Annotated in this window: 14 protein-coding genes; 6 read left to right on the plus strand and 8 right to left on the minus strand. The window is 62.0% G+C overall.

The annotated features are described in order from the left end of the window. Nucleotides 1-663: 663 nt before the first annotated feature. The 7 genes from VHD36_23315 to glgP form a co-directional block, all read right to left on the minus strand. Entirely contained in the window at nucleotides 664-2,178 is a 1,515-nt protein-coding gene (locus tag VHD36_23315; protein HVU90280.1) for a DUF1501 domain-containing protein, read from the minus strand. 240 nt (nucleotides 2,179-2,418) lie between these two features. Continuing rightward, nucleotides 2,419-3,147 (minus strand): SDR family oxidoreductase, encoded by a 729-nt coding sequence (locus VHD36_23320; GenBank protein HVU90281.1) that lies wholly within the window; start codon nucleotides 3,145-3,147, stop codon nucleotides 2,419-2,421. A gap of 66 nt (nucleotides 3,148-3,213) precedes the next feature. Beyond that, nucleotides 3,214-4,239 carry a carboxypeptidase-like regulatory domain-containing protein gene (locus tag VHD36_23325; GenBank protein ID HVU90282.1) on the minus strand — a complete coding sequence of 342 codons (1,026 nt, stop codon included), beginning with the start codon at nucleotides 4,237-4,239 and terminating at the stop codon, nucleotides 3,214-3,216. A 43-nt stretch (nucleotides 4,240-4,282) separates the two neighbouring features. Next, on the minus strand, nucleotides 4,283-5,674 hold the full coding sequence (locus VHD36_23330) for a hypothetical protein (protein ID HVU90283.1): 1,392 nt from the start codon (nucleotides 5,672-5,674) through the stop codon (nucleotides 4,283-4,285). A 26-nt stretch (nucleotides 5,675-5,700) separates the two neighbouring features. After that, nucleotides 5,701-6,327, minus strand: a complete 627-nt coding sequence (locus VHD36_23335) for a hypothetical protein (GenBank protein HVU90284.1) — start codon at nucleotides 6,325-6,327, stop codon at nucleotides 5,701-5,703. Between the two features lie 61 nt (nucleotides 6,328-6,388). Beyond that, nucleotides 6,389-7,351 (minus strand): deoxyhypusine synthase family protein, encoded by a 963-nt coding sequence (locus tag VHD36_23340; protein ID HVU90285.1) that lies wholly within the window; start codon nucleotides 7,349-7,351, stop codon nucleotides 6,389-6,391. Between the two features lie 287 nt (nucleotides 7,352-7,638). Then, entirely contained in the window at nucleotides 7,639-9,837 is a 2,199-nt protein-coding gene (gene glgP / locus VHD36_23345) for an alpha-glucan family phosphorylase (GenBank protein ID HVU90286.1), read from the minus strand. 239 nt (nucleotides 9,838-10,076) lie between these two features. Between glgP and VHD36_23350 the strand changes: the two genes are divergently transcribed. Next, complete coding sequence (locus tag VHD36_23350) at nucleotides 10,077-11,153, plus strand: acyl-CoA dehydrogenase family protein (protein HVU90287.1); 1,077 nt, start codon at nucleotides 10,077-10,079, stop codon at nucleotides 11,151-11,153. Between the two features lie 165 nt (nucleotides 11,154-11,318). Beyond that, nucleotides 11,319-11,771: a transposase gene (locus VHD36_23355; GenBank protein HVU90288.1), complete on the plus strand. Its 453-nt coding sequence runs from the start codon at nucleotides 11,319-11,321 to the stop codon at nucleotides 11,769-11,771. A gap of 328 nt (nucleotides 11,772-12,099) precedes the next feature. Here VHD36_23355 and VHD36_23360 read toward each other — a convergent pair whose 3' ends face one another. Next, the gene (locus tag VHD36_23360) at nucleotides 12,100-13,107 is read right to left on the minus strand and encodes a DUF6263 family protein (protein HVU90289.1); all 1,008 of its coding nucleotides are present in this window, start codon (nucleotides 13,105-13,107) and stop codon (nucleotides 12,100-12,102) included. 392 nt (nucleotides 13,108-13,499) lie between these two features. Between VHD36_23360 and VHD36_23365 the strand changes: the two genes are divergently transcribed. The 4 genes from VHD36_23365 to VHD36_23380 all read left to right on the plus strand — a co-directional run. Beyond that, on the plus strand, nucleotides 13,500-14,294 hold the full coding sequence (locus tag VHD36_23365; protein ID HVU90290.1) for a glucose 1-dehydrogenase: 795 nt from the start codon (nucleotides 13,500-13,502) through the stop codon (nucleotides 14,292-14,294). Between the two features lie 102 nt (nucleotides 14,295-14,396). Continuing rightward, the gene (locus VHD36_23370; protein HVU90291.1) at nucleotides 14,397-14,738 is read left to right on the plus strand and encodes a 4a-hydroxytetrahydrobiopterin dehydratase; all 342 of its coding nucleotides are present in this window, start codon (nucleotides 14,397-14,399) and stop codon (nucleotides 14,736-14,738) included. Nucleotides 14,739-14,910: 172 nt separating this feature from the next. Next, the gene (locus VHD36_23375) at nucleotides 14,911-16,632 is read left to right on the plus strand and encodes a DUF885 domain-containing protein (protein ID HVU90292.1); all 1,722 of its coding nucleotides are present in this window, start codon (nucleotides 14,911-14,913) and stop codon (nucleotides 16,630-16,632) included. A 135-nt stretch (nucleotides 16,633-16,767) separates the two neighbouring features. Next, a partial coding sequence (locus VHD36_23380; GenBank protein ID HVU90293.1) for a redoxin domain-containing protein occupies nucleotides 16,768-18,216 on the plus strand: 1,449 nt, incomplete at its 3' end.

An 18,216-nucleotide genomic window follows, 5' to 3' on the forward strand; every position in this document is an offset into this window, starting at 1 on the left:
GGCCTCGATCGCGGACCACCTACTTCTTCTTGGCGGTCTTCTTCTTGGCGGCCTTCTTCTTGGCACCTTTCTTGGCAGCTTTCTTCTTGGCCACTCTTACGTCCTCCTAACTAAGGGTGCTGGTGAGGCCGATGAGAACTTTCCTAGCAGTTCCCGTGTGGCCGACACTCACCTCTGATCAAAAACTTCGTGTTGTTGCGACGACCAAAACGCAGTAGCGTTGCAGTCGTTGCTGCCACATGCATCCATTTGTACGGGGGGCTTGCAAATTGTGCAAGCCCAGTTTTGCCAAACTCGCGCGATCCACCTCGATCGCGCTCTTCTCGATGTTCGCGCATCGGTGAGCCATTGCGCATCGCGCGCGTCCTTTGATCGCGCGACGCAACGACCCGATGCGCGGCGCAGAGATATGATGCGCGGAGCGAGTTCGTCATTGTGCGAAAGCGCGCTTACGCCCCGATCGCTCGTCGCATCGCGCACGATCGAAGCCACGTCTCCAATGCTGCGCCGAGCGCTGCAGAGGAGCGGCGCATGAGATCCATCACGAGGCAAGAAACCGCAAAAAAGGCTTATCTTGCTTGCCTCTCGCGCCCAGAGTTACGCATTTTCGCGCAAAATCGCGCCGAAGGACGCAATTCGAGAGATGCCACGCACCGCGATTCGCTACGCCAGCGCGGCCGAAATCACTTCGCCATCGACGAGCGGCAACGGGCGCCCCTGCGCGTCGTGTACCATCGTGCGGTGGTCGATGCCCAGCAAGTGATACATCGTGGCCAGCATATCCTTCGGGCTGACTGGATCGTTGGCGACGTCGCCGCCATGCTTGTCCGAGGCCCCCACGACCCGGCCTCGCGCCGTGCCACCGCCGGCAAAAAGTGCCGAATAAACTCTCGACCAATGGTCCCGCCCGCCCCCTTGGACATTGGCGATATGTGGCGTGCGGCCATGTTCGCTGGTACAGACGACCAGCGTATCGTCGAGCATGCCGCGCCGGTCGAGGTCCGAAATCAGGCCGTACCAGGCCAGGTCCAGTCCCGGACAAAGCTCCTGGCGCATGCGCGGATAATGGTTCCAATGCGTGTCCCAGCCGCTGCCGGCCAGGCCGTACTCGTCCCAAAAAACGCTCACCATCCGGCTGCCCGCTTCGACCAGCCGTCGCGCCGCCAGGCACGCCTGGCCAAAGAGCGTCCGGCCGTACATATCGCGCATCTGGTCCGATTCGCGTCGCACGTCCAGGGCAGCGCGCAGGTCGTCCGATTCCAGCAGCGTATAGGTCATCTGTCGATAACGATCGAACTGCCGGCCGCCGGCGCTACTGTTCAAATCAGCCCGAGCCTGATCCAACTGGGCCAGCAAAGTTCGCCGCCGATCGAGCCGATCAAGCGTCAACTCCGGCAATAACGCCGTCGCGGAGGGGACAACGAAGTGGCTATCCGGCGTGAGGCCGATGTACGGGTCATTGTCCTCGAACTTTTGCTGGGCGAGGGTCTTGGTCAGGGCCTTCGTGCCTTCGCCGACGAAATCGGTCCACACCGGGTCGTACTCGTTCCCCAGGAACGACGCGTACGGCCCGGCGCGCGGCACCTCGCCCACCCGCCGGCTGCTAAAGCGGAACGGCAGGGCGATATTGTTCGGCACGCGGCGTTTCGGTGCAGCCGCGCCGGCCGTTCGCTCGCGCTGCGACTCGACGTAATCGACCACCGAGCCGAAAAACGGCCAATGCCGCGGATCGCGTGGGCTGAGTTCCATCGGCGCGTCGATCGCCGGCACGCCTGTCAGTGCGTACGCCACGCCATGCAGCGGATAGGGGTGCGTGACCGAACGCAGAACCGTGGTCCGGTCCATCACCTTGGCGAAGTTCGGCAAGAGCTCGCACACGTCGCAGCCAGGCAGGCTGGAGGCGATCTGCCCCAGCTCGCCACGAATCTCGACCGGAGCGTTCGGCTTCGGGTCGACGAACTCGATCTGGCTCGGCGCGCCGTACAGATGGATGAGGATGACGGACTTGGCCCGCCCGAATGACCTGGGCCGCGCTTCGCTGGTCGCGGCGGCCGCGTCTTGCAATCGCAGGAGATCGGCCATCCCTAAACCGGCCAGCCCCAGCCCGCCCACGCGCAGCAACTCACGCCGCGTGAGACCATCGCACAGGGCACGGGATGAACCAAGGACGCGAAGCATGGCGAGTCCTGGCATTGAGGCAGGTTGGAAACTGGCGAGCATTGGGCGCCGGCCGCACGAAGACGTCCGACGGAGCTGATCGGCCCTTATCGTACCACAGCCGGAAGCTGATTTACCACCCTGGCCGGGGCTGTATTTGGGCGGACCAAGACAATCGTAGGCGTAAGTGCCGCTGGTGGCTCGCCCACCAGTGCGGAATGCTGGTTAAGTCGACCGATAACCGGCCAGCGGCAGATCCCCTCACCACTTCCCCACGTGCGCACCGGCGTCGACGCGCAGGATTTCGCCCGTCACTGACTCGGCCTCGGTCAGGTACACGATCGCGTCGACAATGTCGCGGACGCTGACAATCCGACCCATTGGCGACAGGCTGGCAAGCGCCTCCCGCGGCGCTTTCTCGTGCATCGGCGTATCGACCGTACCCGGTGCGACGGCGTTAACCCGGATGCCTTCTCTCGCGTACTCGATGGCCAGGTTCCGGGTCGCCGCTTCCAGGCCGCCCTTGGTAATCATTGGCACCACGCAGTCCACTCCGGCGATCGGATGCTGGGCTAAAGTGGTCGTTACGTTGACAATGCTACCGCCGGACTTCCGCCGCAGCATCTGCCGCGCGGCCAACTGCGTGATGTACAAGAAGCCTTCCACGTTCGTGTGCACGAGCGATTGGAAATCTTCGGCCGTGTAATCGATGAAGGCCTTGGGCAGAAAGATGCCGGCGTTGTTGATCAGGGCGTCGATCTTGCCGAACCGATTAATGGCGGTTTCGGCAACCTTAGCCGCCGTCGCCGGGTCACCGATGTCTCCGTTGACCAGGGCCAGTTGATCGGTCGAAGTAAATGCGCCCGATCTGGTGATGCTACGCGAATTGGCCACGACGTTGTAGCCGCGCGCGACAAAGGCGGTCACGACACCGGCCCCGATGCCCTGCGAAGCCCCGGTGACGATCGCTGTCTTGGATGGGGTGGTCACAAGGTTTTCTCCCTTCGCAAATAGCAGCGCCCTCGGGCATGCCATGTGCCACGCGGGCGGCGGGACTTATTCTTTGCGGTCCTGCGCCGGGCCATCATCCGGCGCAATTACGATCCGCACGGCGTCGGCCTCCACGCGCGCCCCTTCGGCGATCTGCCAATCGCCGGCATCGCTCTGATAAAGAATATGCGTACTTTCGACAGCCTGCGCGAGCGCCTCGCGCCAGTTGATGCCCTCGCCGACGATTTGCAGTTCGAACTCCTGTCCCGCAACCTGCATTTTTCCAGCGGCGCTCTTAACCGCGACGCTCAACGCCCTTTGGCCCGGGTCGGCGAAGGTCATTGGCATGCTGGCCCAGGCGCGCCACGGAGGACCACGCTCGGCGGGCTCGACGAGAAACTGGAAGGCGAATTCGCCAGGCAGGTCTGACAGTTCGAATCTCCCTTGGTCGTCGGTCGTGTCGTGCTCGATGACGTTCTGCGCCGGCGGCAATTCCTTTCCGGTGAGCGAGACCGAGTAACCCGCCAGTGGCTTCCCCTCGGCGTCAACCAGCCGGCCCGACGCCCGGGCGGCCGGCACCATCACGAAGTTGATCTCCTTGCGCACTCCCGGCAGAAAGACGCGCTCGGCCGGCTTGCCCCACGTGTCGAGCTTGCTCAGGTCGATCGGCGCGTCGAGAACCCGGCTTAATGCCGCCACGCAATCGCCTTGCCGGTTCATGTTTCGTTCGGAAAGACCCGCTTTGGTAGCCCCGATTGCCGCCGCCTGACAATACGGACCCTCGTTGACGATCAAAATGCCCGGCCCGAAGCGCAATTCGTACTTTCCTTCGGCGTCGGTGAATGTCGTCCCTCCGCCCAAGAGCGTGCCCATGCCCGTCGCGGCGCGAACCTTCACGTCGGCCATTGGCTCGCCGCTGCCGTCGGTTACGCGGCCGACGGCGATCCACGGCTTCGCGTCGTCGGCTCGAGCGGCGTTCCGCGGGCACAGAAATCCGGACGGCAACACGCCGAGAAAAAGCGCGATCGCCGCGAGGCAGAGATAGCAATCTCGCGCGATCGGCGCGATACGTCGCCCACCTAGCCCACCCAAGCGGCACCTCCGTGATTGCAACGAAGCCTCCCCGCCTTCGCGTTCAACTCTCGGCATTATTCTCGAACTTCACGTCGATCGGGGCGTCGGGGCCGCCGTTGAGGTGAATCTTTTCCTTGTTCTTCGCGATGCGGCCGTTGCGGAAAGTGAGCGAGCGGACCCAAGAGTTGACCGCCACGCCGGTGTCAAAACCCTCGACGTCGACATTTTCGAACATCGCGCCTGTCGTCGCCGCCGCATAGACGCCGCGCGAATGCGGGGCGCCGGTGCCGCGCAATACCACGTTGCGGATCACGGGCTGGTCCAGGCCGGGATGCACCGGGTCGCGCAGCGAGTCGTAACCGAAATCGCGCCGCGAGCGATACACGTTGTCTTCGGCCCCGTTCATCACGATGCCGTACATCCGGGCTGCGCCGATCTTCACGCCGTCGATCAGGTAGCCCTTGTGGGCCTGGCTACGCTCGTGATCGGGCGCGAACTCGAAACCGAAATCACCCCCGAACAGGGCGACGGCGGCCATCGCGGTTTCGACCTGCAGATTGCGGATCGTGATGTGATGGCAGCCCGAGCAGCGCACCCCGGCGTCGTTGCCATCCATGCTGCGGCCGAGCTTGCCGACTGTGATGTTCTCGATGAGCACGTGCTGCGGATGCGTGGAAGAGATTTCGTTCTTTTCCCACAGCTTGCGCATCTGCGGCACCAGGTGATCGGCCGTGGCGACCGGCCCGACGGTTCCCCAATCGAGGCTGATGCCCAAGAGTGCCTTCTCGGAATCGAGCATGCGAATGTTGCGGATCAGGCCGTGATGCGCCTCGGACATGAGCTGGATGAACGCCGCTTCGAAGGGCTGTTCGAGGGTCATGTCCTCGATGCGCCAATGCCCGACGGACGAAAAATGGCCCGGCTTCGCCACAGTGCCCCCGTCGCCGTAGGCGGCCCCCACGCCGATCGGCGCGTGCCAGATCGCTTGCGATCCCTTCCCTTCGCTGCGCACCACCCTCACGGTGCCGTTACGGATCGTCGCATGCGAGGCCAGTCGCACGCCGTAGCTGTTGGAGCGCAGATCCAAGAGGACCGTGCCGCCGTTCAGATCCAAGTCGACGTTCGCTGGCACCAAGAGCGCATGGATCGACGTCTCGCCGGCAATCGGCACGTTCTGAACCGTGCAGGTGATCGTGCTCTTTGGCTTCAGACGAACAAGTCCGCCACCGGCGGCTAATTGCTTGTCGAGCGCCCTTTGCAAATCATCGGCCGTGCGCGGGGCGATGATGGTGGCAGGCTTGTTGGCGGCGCCCTTCGCGGCGTCGTCGGCAGATTTCTCGGTGGCCTTTGGCGGATCGGCAAGCGTGTAACCCCCGAGCGACGTCGCTGTACAGCTGGCCGTGATGCCTGCCGCAGCGCTTGCGAGAAACTGTCGGCGACTGAGTGAGTTCATCGCGATCTGTCGTTGTTGCTTCCGTTTTATTGGTTATAGAAGATTATTGCTGTGACCAAGCCATAAAAAATCGCCTCAGACGAGATGTCGCCCACTTGACCGTGCGAAGCCTCATGCCGGCACCACGCGATTCGTTCTCCAATGTCCAGAATCGTGCCGCGGGACCCGACGATCGTGGGCGTTGCGAACAGCGTCCGATCTAAGTCATCGAAGACGCCTGCCGCGCGCTGCGACGTATTGAGTTTCATTAGCTTGTACGCCGTCGAAACGTTTGAGACGCCTTTCTTGCAGTTCTTGAGCGAATGCTCTCCGAGCGCGGCTTGTGCCCGATCCCTACCGTGCAACGGGTCAACCCAAGTGCCATTTGGGTTTAAAACACCGGAAAGCATTCGAAAGAAGAATTCAAATCGCGTCGACAGATATACCGCTGCGATCGCCGCGGGTGGCTCTAGGAATCGATGCTGAGCGACCATGCTAAGCGCATACGCGACATGCTCCTTATAACGCCCAGGGAAAAGGTCCGAGCAATCGGCGGCGGCTAGTTCATCCGCGACTTCGGCGAGAAGAAGCTGCGGAGCGTTGTCGCCTGCGAAGCTACCGATCCTCGGGCAATGCGATTTTATGTAGCCTACGGCCTCATTCGACCGGCACATGGCTGTAACCAAGCATTGACTGTACGAAAACCGCGTGATCAACGCGAAAGGAGCGAGCGCCCTATTCCCCCAGCACGTACGCAAACATCAAGGGCGCCACGATTGACGCGTCGGAGTTGATCATGAACTTCGGGGCGTCGCGGTCGAGTTTCCACCAGGTGATCTTTTCGTTCGGCACGGCGCCCGAATACGAGCCGAAGGACGTGGTCGAATCCGAGATCTGGCAGAAGTAGCTCCACAGGCTGACGTCTTTTTCCAGGTCCTGGATGATCAGCGGAACGGCGCAGATCGCGAAGTCGCCGGCGATGCCGCCGCCGATCTGGAAAAAGCCGATCTGCGATTTTTCGACCGTGTCGAGATACCAGCGCACCAGGTGCTCCATCTGCGCGGTGCCACTCTTGATGACGTTGTGGCTCTTCACGCGCCCCTCGAGCACGCGGGCGGCGAAAATATTGCCCAGCGTGGAATCTTCGTAGCCCGGCGTGTAAACCGGAATCTTCATGTCGTAGGCGGCCCATACCCAGGAGTGCTCCTTCGGGATGTGGCGAACCTTCTCTAACACTCCGTCCTTGATCAGGCGGTAGAAGTACTCGCAGGAGAAGTACGACTCGCCTTTCTCGCCGGCCTCGATCCAGTATTCCAAGAGCTTGCCTTCGATGTGGCGGATAACGGTTTCCGGAATGCAGGTATCCGTGACCCGGTTAAAGCCCTTGTCGCGAAGCTCGACTTCAGCATCGGGGGACAGGTCGCGGTAGTGGGGCACCATGCAGTAATCTTTGTGCGCGACCAGATTGAAGATGTCCTCTTCGAAATTGGCAGCCGTGCAACTGATGGCGTGAATCTTGCCGGCGCGGATCATCTTGGCCAGCGAGATGCCCAGCTCGGCGGTGCTCATCGCTCCGGCCATGGCCAGAAACATCTTGCCGCCGTCGTCGAGATGTTTCTTCCAGGCGCGCGAGGCGTCGACGGTTTCGCGGGCGTTGAAGTGCCGGAAGTGCTGATCCATGAACTGCGAAATCGACATTCCCAAGAGCCCTCCCAAATGCGCCTGCCGCGTGTCGTGCAAGCGTTGTTGCCCCAAGTCGGATGACCCGAGTCAAGCGCGCGACGCAACACAGCAAGCTTTCGTAGCGACTATGCGAAGCTGCCGCGCGCCGGTGCGCGGCGGTAAGTAGCGATTTCAAAACTTCATAAGGCCGCGCCTCGTGTGCCACTGGTAGCTTGTCTACCAGTGCTCCACCGGATTTTTGCACTGGTGGACGAGCCACCAGTGGCACCCGATTCAGGTTTTGAAATAACTACTCGCGAATTTTAGCGGACGCTCATTTCGCAGCTCACACCGCCGGCGGCCGGCAGGTACGAGCGGCGAACGTAGTCCATCACCATGCGGTGGGCGCTAAAGCGCCAGGCCAGCGAGCCGATCGAGTTCATCATGCGGCGGATCCACATCCGCGGCAGCCCGTCGACGTCGCGATCGTAGTATAGCGGAATCACCTGCTCTTCGAGCGTGCGGTACAGGTCCTCGGCGTCGCGCCGATCGTTGACTTCGTCCGACACGTGGCTGGTCCCCTTGCCGATGGCAAAGCCGTTCGAGCCGTCGAACGCCTCGGCCCACCAGCCGTCGAGCACCGACAGGTTCAGGCCGCCGTTGAGCACGGCCTTCTGTCCGCTCGTGCCCGAAGCTTCCAGCGGGCGGCGCGGATTGTTGAGCCACACGTCAACGCCCTGCACCAGGTGGCGACAGACGTTGATGTCGTAATCCTCGATGAACGCCACGCGCGAGGCGAAGCGTTCGTCGTGCCGCAGGTTCGAAATTTTCTTGATCAATTGCTTGCCCGGCTCGTCGGCCGGATGCGCCTTGCCGGCGAAAACGATCTGAATGGGCCGCTCGGGGTCGGCGATCAAATCGTAAAAACGATCGATGTCCGTCAGCAGCAAGTCGGCCCGTTTGTACGTGGCGAAGCGGCGGGCGAAGCCGATCGTCAATACGTTCGGGTCGAGCATGTTGCGGGCCATTTCGATCGAGTCATCCGCCTCGCCGCGGCGGCGCCTTTGCCGGCTGACGCGGCGGCGCACGAACGACAGCAGCAGGTTCTTCAGCGTGTGGTGGATTTCCCACAGCTCGCCCGGGTCGACGTTGTGAATATCCTGCCAGACCTCGGGCTCGCCCATCCGCAGGAACCAGTTGACGGGGAACTTGCGGTCATAAAGTTGTTGCATCTGCCAGGCCAGCCAACTGCGCACGTGAACGCCGTTGGTGATGTGGCCGATGGGGATTTCTTCTTCGACGCGCCACGGCCACAGGTGGGCCCACATCCGCCGCGAGACATGCCCGTGCAGGGCGCTCACGGCATTGGCGCGGCGCGAAAGCTTGAGCGCGAGTACCGTCATACAGAAGGTTTCGCCTTCGTTCTGCGGCTCGACGCGTCCTAGTCCCATGAGTTGCTGGAAGGAAATTCCCAGCCGGTCGCGCAGCGGACCCAGGTGCTCTTCGATCAAGCCGCCATCGAAACGGTCGTGCCCGGCCGGCACCGGCGTGTGCGTCGTAAAGCAGGTGTGCTGGGCCACGTCGCGCAGGGCTTCGTCGAAGCTCAGGCCGTCGGTCTCCATCATTTCGCGAATGGCTTCCAGCGACGCGAACGCGCTGTGCCCTTCGTTGAGATGGAACACGCCGGGCGAGATGCCCAGCGCTCGCAGAGCACGGACACCCCCCACGCCCAAAACCAGTTCCTGGCGAATGCGGGTGCGATGGTCGCCGCCGTAGAGGCGGCTGGTCAGCTCGCGATCCTCGGGCCGGTTGCCTTCGACGTCGCAATCCAGCAAATACAAGTTCACGCGGCCGACGTGCATCAGCCACACCTTGGCGAACAACTGCCCTGTGCGCGTGTCGATCGAGACCGTGATCGGCTTGCCGTGCATGTCGACGGCGGGCCGCATCGGCAGGTTTTCGACCTTGGTGACGATATATTCTTCTTGCTGGTAGCCGTTGACGTCGAGCTGCTGCTTGAAGTAGCCCTGGTCGTAATACAAACCGATCGCGACGAACGGCACGCTCAGGTCGCTGGCGCTTTTGACGTGGTCGCCGGAGAGAACGCCGAGACCGCCGGAATAGATGGGCACCGATTCGTGAATGCCGAACTCGGCCGAAAAATAGGCGACCGGCTTGGCGCCCAGCACGCCCGTGTGCGTGGCCGCCCAGGCGTTTTGCGTGGCCAAATACTCCTTCAAGCGGCGGAACGCCTGGTTGATGCGGCTGTGCAACACCAACTCGCTGGCGCGGGCTTCGAGCCGCTCGGGCGTGAACTCGGCCAAGAGCGCGATTGGATTATGGTCCAACTGCCGCCAGCGAATGGGATCCAGGTCGCGGTATAATTCCACGACCTCGGGATGCCAGCTCCACCACAGGTTATTCGCCAAGGCGACGAGCTTGTCGTAGATCGATTCGAACTCGACACCGCCTTTGGACAGGCCTTCGATAGACTTGCTGGGCGCGATTTCGGTCCGGCTCATCGATTTTTGATCCTTCAACTGCAGGCAATTCCTGGTTTGCCATCGACGCACAAAGTCCCTGATTTTAGCAAGTTACGGTCATCGTCGCGACCCCATTGCCGACGGCAAGCGGCCGGGCTTTGTCAGGTCGGCAACGTGCCTGCCGTGGTCGCGCTGCGAAGCTATGATTCTCGCATAACGCCGCGCGATATCCGACTAAGCCGTGTTCAAGAAAAAAAACCAACGGAACGAAGAACCGTATGGCTGCCAAGAGTAAGATAACGTCGCCCGATTCCCCCGTACTCGACGAACTGTGTCGCGAGCTAGCGGCCCGCACCGACGCGCTGGATTTGTCCGGCGACTGGCCGGCCGAGCAATTCCGGCTGCTCGGCGCCTATGGCGTTTACGAGTGGTTCCTGCCCAAGGAGTGGGGTGGGCAGCAATGGAGCGAAGTCGATTGCATCCGCGGCTACCTGCGGCTGAGCGAAGCTTGCCTGACCACGACCTTTGTCCTGACGCAACGCACCGGCGCGTGCCAGCGAATCGCCGATGGCGACAGCCCGCGAAAGGCGGAATTACTGCCGCCGCTCGTCTCGGGCGAATCGTTTGCGACGGTCGGCATCTCGCACCTGACGACCAGCCGGCAGCATTTGGGACGCCCGGCCCTGGCGGCGCGCGAGACCGGTGGGGGTTTTGAGCTCGACGGATTCAGTCCCTGGGTCACCGGCGGGACAAATGCCGACGCGATCGTCACCGGGGCGACGCTCGACGACGGGCGGCAGATCCTGGCCGTGGTGCCCACCGATTTGCCTGGCGTGTCCGCCGATCCTCCGGCTCGCCTGGTGGGTTTATCGGCCAGCCACACCGGCGCCGTACATTTCAAAAACGTCATGATCGAGCACGACTTGCTCCTGGGTGGACCGATCGAGAATGTCATGGCGCGCGGCATCGGCGGGAACACGGGCGGATTGCAGACCTCGACGTTGGCGATCGGCCTGGCGCGAGCGGCGATCGCCTTCCTTGAGAATGAAGCAGTTAAGCGCGAGGACCTGGGCGAGCCGACCGCGGCGCTTGCGCGTGATGCGGCCCGTGCGGCCGATGATCTCTTGGCTTTGGCGGCCGGCAGCGCCTCTTGCACGCAGCAAGATTTGCGGTACCGAGCGAACAGCCTGGCGCTGCGCGCCACGCAAGCCGCGCTTACCGCCGCGAAAGGGGCCGGCTACGTCGCCGGGCATCCGGCGGGGCGCTGGTGCCGCGAGGCGCTTTTCTTTCTGGTGTGGAGCTGCCCACAACCGGTCGCCGCCGCGGCATTGTGCGATTTGGCCGGTTTAGGGTAGGGCAGAATCTGGTTAGTCCGTTCGAGTAAAGAAATTAAGAGTTTAGTCGAAATTCCGACAGACAACGCCAAAGGCGTTGCACAAGCTAGCCCAGGGCAACGCCCTGGGTACGGGATCCCGATAAATGTCGGAGCCCTGCAAGGGCGAAACAGGTAGTAGCCCACGATGCCGCAATCTCTCGCCAAGAATTCGATCCATTTGGTGTTTGGCACGAAGGGGCGCCGCCCTTATTTGACCAGCTCGGTCGGTCCGCAGGTTTTTGCTTATCTCGCAGGTGCGTTCCAGAAATGGGAGAGTCCGGCGATCATCGTGGGCGGGCACGTCGATCACGTTCACGCGTTGTTCTTGCTCAACAAGAATGTCTCGCTGGCGAGAATTGTCGAGGAGATCAAGAAGGGCTCGTCGAAATGGATCAAGACTCTCGGTGTCGGACTGGATGATTTCGCTTGGCAAAATGGCTACGGTGCGTTCTCGGTCAGCGAGTCCAATAGCTTGGAAGTTCGCAAGTACATCGAAAATCAAGAGGAGCATCACCGCCGCCGATCGTTCCAAGACGAATTTCGCGAGCTGTGCGCACGCCATGGCGTCGAGATAGATGAGCGGTACGCTTGGTCGTAAAGTCGGCGATGCGTGGACTTGTTTCGCTCTTTCAGAGCTTACGTCCTTTCTTTGTGGCCCGTCTACCCAGGGCGTTGCCCTGGGCTATCTTGTGGAACGCCTTCGGCGTTCGAGCGCGGCCGCTTGCCGGTCGCGGTCGATTCGGTGCCTTGTTTCACGTGAACGCGTAGGCGTAACTATGCGAATCACCACTCAGCGCTCGAGCTAGCCGAGCGCCCAGCTTCCGGAGCGGCGCCGCATCGCGGCGCAAAAAAACGCCCCGTGTGAATTGAAACTCACACAGGGCGCGCTCGTTGCTCGGAATAAAACCGGCGACGATCTTCAACGACTACTTGTCGCCGTCTTTATCGCCGTCTTTGCCGTCGTCGCTCTTGCCTTCGCGAACGGTCACCTTCTCTTCGACTTCCTGGGTGATTTCGCGATTCGGGGCGGTGATGGCGATGACCTGCTTCTGTACGCCCTCGGCCTTCACGGTGCGGCCGGTGTTGACGTCGAAGTAGATCGTCATATCGCCTTCCTGCTCTTCGATTTCGATATCGACCTGCGATTGCTCGGCCGGTTCGAAGGTGATATCGCTCTTGGCGGCGATCTTCTGGATCTCGTGCCCTTCGGCCGAGGTCTTCTCCGAGGTCGAGTAGGTAACCTCGGTCTTCTTCACGCCTGCGCCGCGCATCTCTTCGGCGAAGCTCTGCGACCACTTCACGTCCGGCGTGACCGGCTTCTCGGGCAGCGGGACGATCGAGCGGGTGATCATTTCCTTGATGCTGTTTTCCGACAGGCCGCCCATCATGCCGCCCAGTCCACCGCCGCCACCGCGACGGCCGCCGCCACCACCGCCACCACCGCCTTGCTGCTTGGCGAGATGCTCGGCGACCTTTTCCGGCAACTTGATGTCGCTGACCTGTCCGGTTGCCGTGGCCTTGAGGGTGAAGGTGCCGCCGACCAACGATTCGATCATCGGGCCCATCATGTCCCAGATCTGGCCGGTGCCGCTGCCGGGCTTCTTCGAATCGTAATCCAGTCCGCCGCCCAGCGGAGAATCCATCTTCATCTGGATGCGATCGACGGTCTGTTCGATCGTGGCGGTGCCGTCGGCGTCGACGGACTTCACCTTCCAACTGGTGTCGAAGATCATGCCCGACTTGACTTCGATCAGCGAGCCGCTGAGATCGATTTTCATATCGGTCTCGCGGTCCATGACGTAATTGAGCGTGTCTCCTTCCTTGAACTTCCAACGCAGCGTGTTGTCACCACGCGCGGTGCCGGCGGACAGGATTCCGCTGGCCGCGATCGTGGCAGCGAGCAAGCAACAGTAACTAGTGCGAGAGCACAACATGACGTTCGCCTTTCGTGTTTTAATGGGCCGACGCTTGGTGAGTGACACACGAACGCACAACAAAACACCTTCCACGCCAGACCCGCAAGATCGCGCCGACGACCGACAACGCGCGTCGGCGGTGGTCATTCAGGTCGAGACACCGCAATCGCTACCGCCAGGGCCAGTGGATTTGGCCCGCTGCATTTTAGCCCTCCGGCGGCGCGACGCAATCAGGGCGGCACGCTTGCATCTTCCGGCCTGGCGCGGTGGCCATTTGGTCGTCCGTTGCCGCCGGGCTGAAAACGGTGCGACGCGGGCGCCCCTGTGCTACAACGCTGGCTGCGAAGAACCCTTGGAACGCGCAAGCACGGTACGTTTTCAATCGATATTCAAGCCGTGGAGATTCATGCATGAACGTTGAAGGAAAAGCGGCCATCGTCACCGGGGGAGGCACCGGCGTGGGCCGGGCCACGGCGCTGGAGCTGGCACGCCGCGGTTGCGCCGTGCTCATCAACTACTCACGATCGCGCGACGAAGCCGAGCAGACCGCCGCCGACGTCAAGGCGCTTGGCGGACGGGGCCTGGCCATCGAAGCAGACGTAGCCGACGACGACGCCTGCCGCCGCATGGTCGAGACGGCCGTGAGCGAGTTCGGCCGACTCGACGTGCTCGTCAACAATGCCGGCACGACGCGCTTCATTCCGCACGACCGGCTCGAGGATGTGAAGGCCGAAGACTGGGAACGCATCATGGCCGTGAACTTGCAGGGCCCTTTCCAGTGCGCCCGCGCGGCGGCCGCGGCCATCCGTGCCAGCGGTGGCGAGGGCGAGATCGTCAATGTCGCCAGCACCGCCGGCATCGCCGCGACGGGCAGCTCGATCCCTTACTGCGCGTCGAAGGCGGCCCTATTGAATTTGACGGTCGCGTTGGCGCGCGTGCTGGCGCCAAAGATACGCGTCAACGCCGTGGCGCCGGGCTTCATCGACGGACGCTGGCTGCGAAACGGTCTTGGCCCGGCCTTCGAGTATGCGCTGAAGATGTACGAAGAGCGGCTACCGCTCGGACGCGTTTGCCAGCCCGAGGACGTGGCCGCCGCGATCGTCAGCTTGATCACCGGCTCGGACACCATCACCGGGCAGACGATCGTCTGCGACAGCGGCATGCTGATTGCAGATTTTCTTGCCCGGCCGAAGCAACCCTCGTAACGGGCGAGGGGGGCCACTCGTGGCTCGCCACCAGTGCGAAGCTTCGGAAAATCACTGCACTGGCACCCACACAGGCAAACTGGTTTGCAAGGAGATCAAATAATGGCCAAGGACCATGTGTTTACCGAAGCCGAGTTGCAGGCCGAGCTCAAAAAGTTGCCGGGCTGGGAAGTACGCGACAACTGGCTGCGCCGCAAATTCGGCACGCCCGGGTGGCCGCATACGCTCTTGCTGGCCAATACGATCGGCTACCTGGCCGAGGCGGCCTACCATCATCCTGACCTGACGCTGGGTTATGCCGAAGTCACCGTAAAGCTGCAAACCCATCGCGTTCATGGCATTACGGCCAGCGACACCGAGTTGGCGGCCAAGATCGACGAGGTGGTGCTGTGGAAACCCACCGGCGGCGCCCTGGAGGGTTTTCCGAAAAAATGGGTCCACTAGCTGCGTAAGGAAAGGTAGACCAACTTCGGCGCCGCTACCGCGATTCGCAGGTCGAATCGGGACTGTTCGTCCACCGTCCGCTTTAAGAAATGGAACCCTCATGGGGCTATCGATCGCCAGGTTCTTGACCGCTTTCGCGATACTTTTGCCGCTCCCTGGGACTTGTCGCGCCATGGCGGCCGATGATACGGCCAGCAAGCAGTTGGCTGCGTTATTCGCCGAGAGCTGGGAATTCGCGCTCCGCGAAGACCCGCTCTTCGCCACCAGCACGGGCGACTCGCGCTACAACGACCGGCTGCCGCGCGAGACGCTGGCCGATCAAGCGCGCCGCTTGCAGGCCGAGCGCGAGTTTCTCGCGCGACTGCAAAAGATCCCGTGCGACGAACTCTCGCGCGGCGAGCAGGTGAATTACGACATCTTCGCCCGAATCAAACGCGATGCGATCGCCGAATACGAGTTTCAGGCCAACCTGATACCGATCACCAATCGATCCGGCTTTCACATTTCCTTCCCCGAGCTGCCCCTGGAAATGCCGCTGGCGACCGTCGGGGACTATGAAAACTACGTTTCCCGATTGGTCGCCTTTTCGCAATTCGTCGACGACAACATCGAACTAATGCGGGCCGGCATCAAGCAAGGGATGGTCTTGCCCGCGGTTTCGATGGTCGATTTCGACAAGGCGATCCAGCCGCATATCGTCGACGATGCGACGAAAAGCCTGCTCGACAAGCCATTCGAGAAGTTTCCGGAGACCGTGGCGGCGTCGGAACATGCCCGGCTGACCGAGGCCGGCCGCAAGGCGATCATGACGAGCGTGGTGCCCGGCTATCGCAAGCTGCTGGAATTCTTGAGCAAGGAATACGTTCCGGCGTGCCGGCAGCAGATCGGCGCCAGCGCACTACCACGGGGCCGTGAATTCTATCGCCACCGCGTGCGTCAGTTCACCACGCTCGACCTGGAACCGCAGCAGGTTCACGAAACAGGCCAGGCCGAGGTGCGGCGCATCAAGGCCGAGATGGAAGCCTTGATGCGCGAAGTCGGTTTCCAAGGGGACTTCAAGGCGTTCGTCGAGCAGCTTCGCACCGACCTGAAGTTTTATGCCGACTCGCCCGAGCAGTTGCTCAAGGAAACTGCCCTGGTTTTGAAGCGCATGGACGGCGAGCTGCCGAAGCTGTTTCGCAAGCTGCCGCGCACGCCCTACGGCATCCGCGAAGTTCCGGATTTCATCGCTCCGCGCACCACGACGGCCTACTATCAGCCGCCGGCGGGCGACGGAAGCCGGGCCGGCTTCTATTACGTCAACACGTACAACCTGAGCAGCCGGCCGCTGTTCGAAATCGAAGCTCTTTCCCTGCACGAGGCCGTGCCCGGCCATCACTTGCAGATCGCGCTCGCGCAGGAGCAGGACGAGATGCCTCCGTTCCGCCGGTTTGTCCTGTTCACGGCCTTTGTCGAAGGGTGGGGGCTGTATGCCGAGCGGCTCGGCCTCGAAGTCGGCTTCTACACCGACCCGTATCGCAACTTCGGCCGATTGAGTTACGAGATGTGGCGGGCCTGCCGCCTGGTCGTCGATACCGGCATGCACTACCTGGGCTGGACCCGCGAGCAGGCGATCCAGTTTATGGCCGACAACACGGCCCTCTCGATCCATAACATCACGGCCGAAGTGGATCGTTACATCGCCTGGCCCGGCCAGGCGCTGGCCTACAAGACGGGGGAATTGAAGATTCGCCAGCTGCGCAAGCTGGCCGAGGAGCGACTGAAAGACCGCTTCGACGTCCGCGAATTTCACGAGGTGGTGCTTGGCGCCGGCGCCATTCCGTTGACCGTTCTGGACGAGAACGTGCGGACGTGGCTGGACGCGAAGGATACGCCTGACAAGGCCGGCGACTAGGCCGGATTGGGGACGCTTCCGCGCGGCAAAAAACGTTGCATTCCCTTGGGCACAGGCTTAAGATACGCCAGTGTGGCGGCGGTGACTTTCTGCGCCCAACTTCTCAAACCGCCATTCTTCTTGGGGGTCACGAATATGAGTTCGCGCTGCGCTCTCTCGCTCGCACTGGCGTTGTCCTTGGCATGCTCGGGTCTGGCTTGGGCGGCGGAAATTCGCCCCGCCGAGAAGCAAGACTTCCTGGGCACGAAGCTCGATAAGCTGTCGGCGGACGACTTCCGCGGCAAGACCCACACGCTCTCTGATTACAAAGATGCGAAGGTCGTGGTGCTCGCCTTCCTGGGCGTTGAATGCCCGTTGTGCAAGATGTATGGGCCGAGGCTCGAACAGCTTTCCAAGGAATTTGCCGACAAGGGCGTCGTCATCCTGGGTGTCGATTCCAATCGCCAGGATTCGCTCACCGAGATGGCCGCTTACGCCCGGCAACACGACATCAGCTTTCCGCTGCTGAAAGATCTGAATAACGCGATCGCCGACAAAGTCGGCGCCGAGCGGACGCCCGAGGTGGTCGTGCTCGACCAGGATCGCGTGGTGCGCTACCGCGGCCGGATCGACGACCAATATGGTTTCCAGTCGGGCACCGGCTACGCGCGGCCGAAAATCACACGCAGCGATCTATCGGAAGCGATCAACGAGCTGCTGGCCGGCAAGACGGTGAGCCAGCCCACGTCGGAAGTCGCCGGTTGCCTGATCGGTCGCGTGCGCCCCGTCAAAGAACAGGGGGGCGTGACCTATTCGGACCAGATCGCGCGCATCTTCCAGAAGCGCTGCGTCGAATGCCACCGTGAAGGGCAGATCGGTCCGTTCGCCCTCACCAGCTATGAAGAGGCCGCCGGTTGGTCCGGAATGATCGAAGAGGTGGTTCGCGATCAGCGCATGCCCCCGTGGCATGCCGATCCGCATTTCGGCAAGTTCTCGAACGATTCGAGTTTGACCCAAGAAGAGAAAGATCAGATCTATACGTGGGTCGCCAACGGCGCGCCCGAGGGGGATCCGAAGAACCTGCCCGAGCCGCGAAAGTTCCCCGGCACCTATATGATGCCGTACGAGCCGGACGTCATCGTCCACATGGCTGACGAAGCCTTCGACGTGCCGGCCGAAGGGACAGTCGAATACAAGTATTTCGCCGTCGATCCCGGCTTTACCGAAGACAAGTGGGTGAAGGTGGCCGAGTGCCTGCCCGACAATCGCGGCGTGGTACATCACATCATCGTCTTCATCAAGCCGCCGGATGGAACGGCCAAGGGTGTCGAGGCCTTTGGACATCTGACCGGTTACGCACCGGGCACGCGCCCGCACGTGTTGCCCGAGGGGATGGCCAAGTTCGTGCCGGCCGGCTCGAAGCTCGTTTTCCAACTGCACTACACTCCCAACGGTTCGCCGCAAAAGGACCGTAGCGCCGTGGCGATCAAGTTCGAGGATCCGAAGAACGTGAAGTGGCGCGTGGCGACGGTCGGAGCTTCGAACGCCAACTTTGCCATTCCGCCGCACGCGGATAACTATCCCGTCGAATCGCAGCAGAAGTTC

This window comes from Pirellulales bacterium, from assembly GCA_035546535.1.
Classification (GTDB): Bacteria; Planctomycetota; Planctomycetia; order Pirellulales; family JACPPG01; genus JACPPG01.

Excerpts from the sequence above, each read along its gene's own strand:
- VHD36_23375 (HVU90292.1), top strand. The coding sequence starts at position 14,911 with ATGGCGGCCGATGATACGGCCAGCAAGCAGTTGGCTGCGTTATTCGCC.
- glgP (HVU90286.1), bottom strand. The coding sequence starts at position 9,837 with ATGAGCCGGACCGAAATCGCGCCCAGCAAGTCTATCGAAGGCCTGTCC.
- VHD36_23340 (HVU90285.1), bottom strand. The coding sequence starts at position 7,351 with ATGTCGATTTCGCAGTTCATGGATCAGCACTTCCGGCACTTCAACGCC.
- VHD36_23330 (HVU90283.1), bottom strand. The coding sequence starts at position 5,674 with ATGAACTCACTCAGTCGCCGACAGTTTCTCGCAAGCGCTGCGGCAGGC.
- VHD36_23315 (HVU90280.1), bottom strand. The coding sequence starts at position 2,178 with ATGCTTCGCGTCCTTGGTTCATCCCGTGCCCTGTGCGATGGTCTCACG.
- VHD36_23370 (HVU90291.1), top strand. The coding sequence starts at position 14,397 with ATGGCCAAGGACCATGTGTTTACCGAAGCCGAGTTGCAGGCCGAGCTC.
- VHD36_23335 (HVU90284.1), bottom strand. The coding sequence starts at position 6,327 with ATGTGCCGGTCGAATGAGGCCGTAGGCTACATAAAATCGCATTGCCCG.
- VHD36_23355 (HVU90288.1), top strand. The coding sequence starts at position 11,319 with ATGCCGCAATCTCTCGCCAAGAATTCGATCCATTTGGTGTTTGGCACG.
- VHD36_23360 (HVU90289.1), bottom strand. The coding sequence starts at position 13,107 with ATGTTGTGCTCTCGCACTAGTTACTGTTGCTTGCTCGCTGCCACGATC.
- VHD36_23365 (HVU90290.1), top strand. The coding sequence starts at position 13,500 with ATGAACGTTGAAGGAAAAGCGGCCATCGTCACCGGGGGAGGCACCGGC.
- VHD36_23350 (HVU90287.1), top strand. The coding sequence starts at position 10,077 with ATGGCTGCCAAGAGTAAGATAACGTCGCCCGATTCCCCCGTACTCGAC.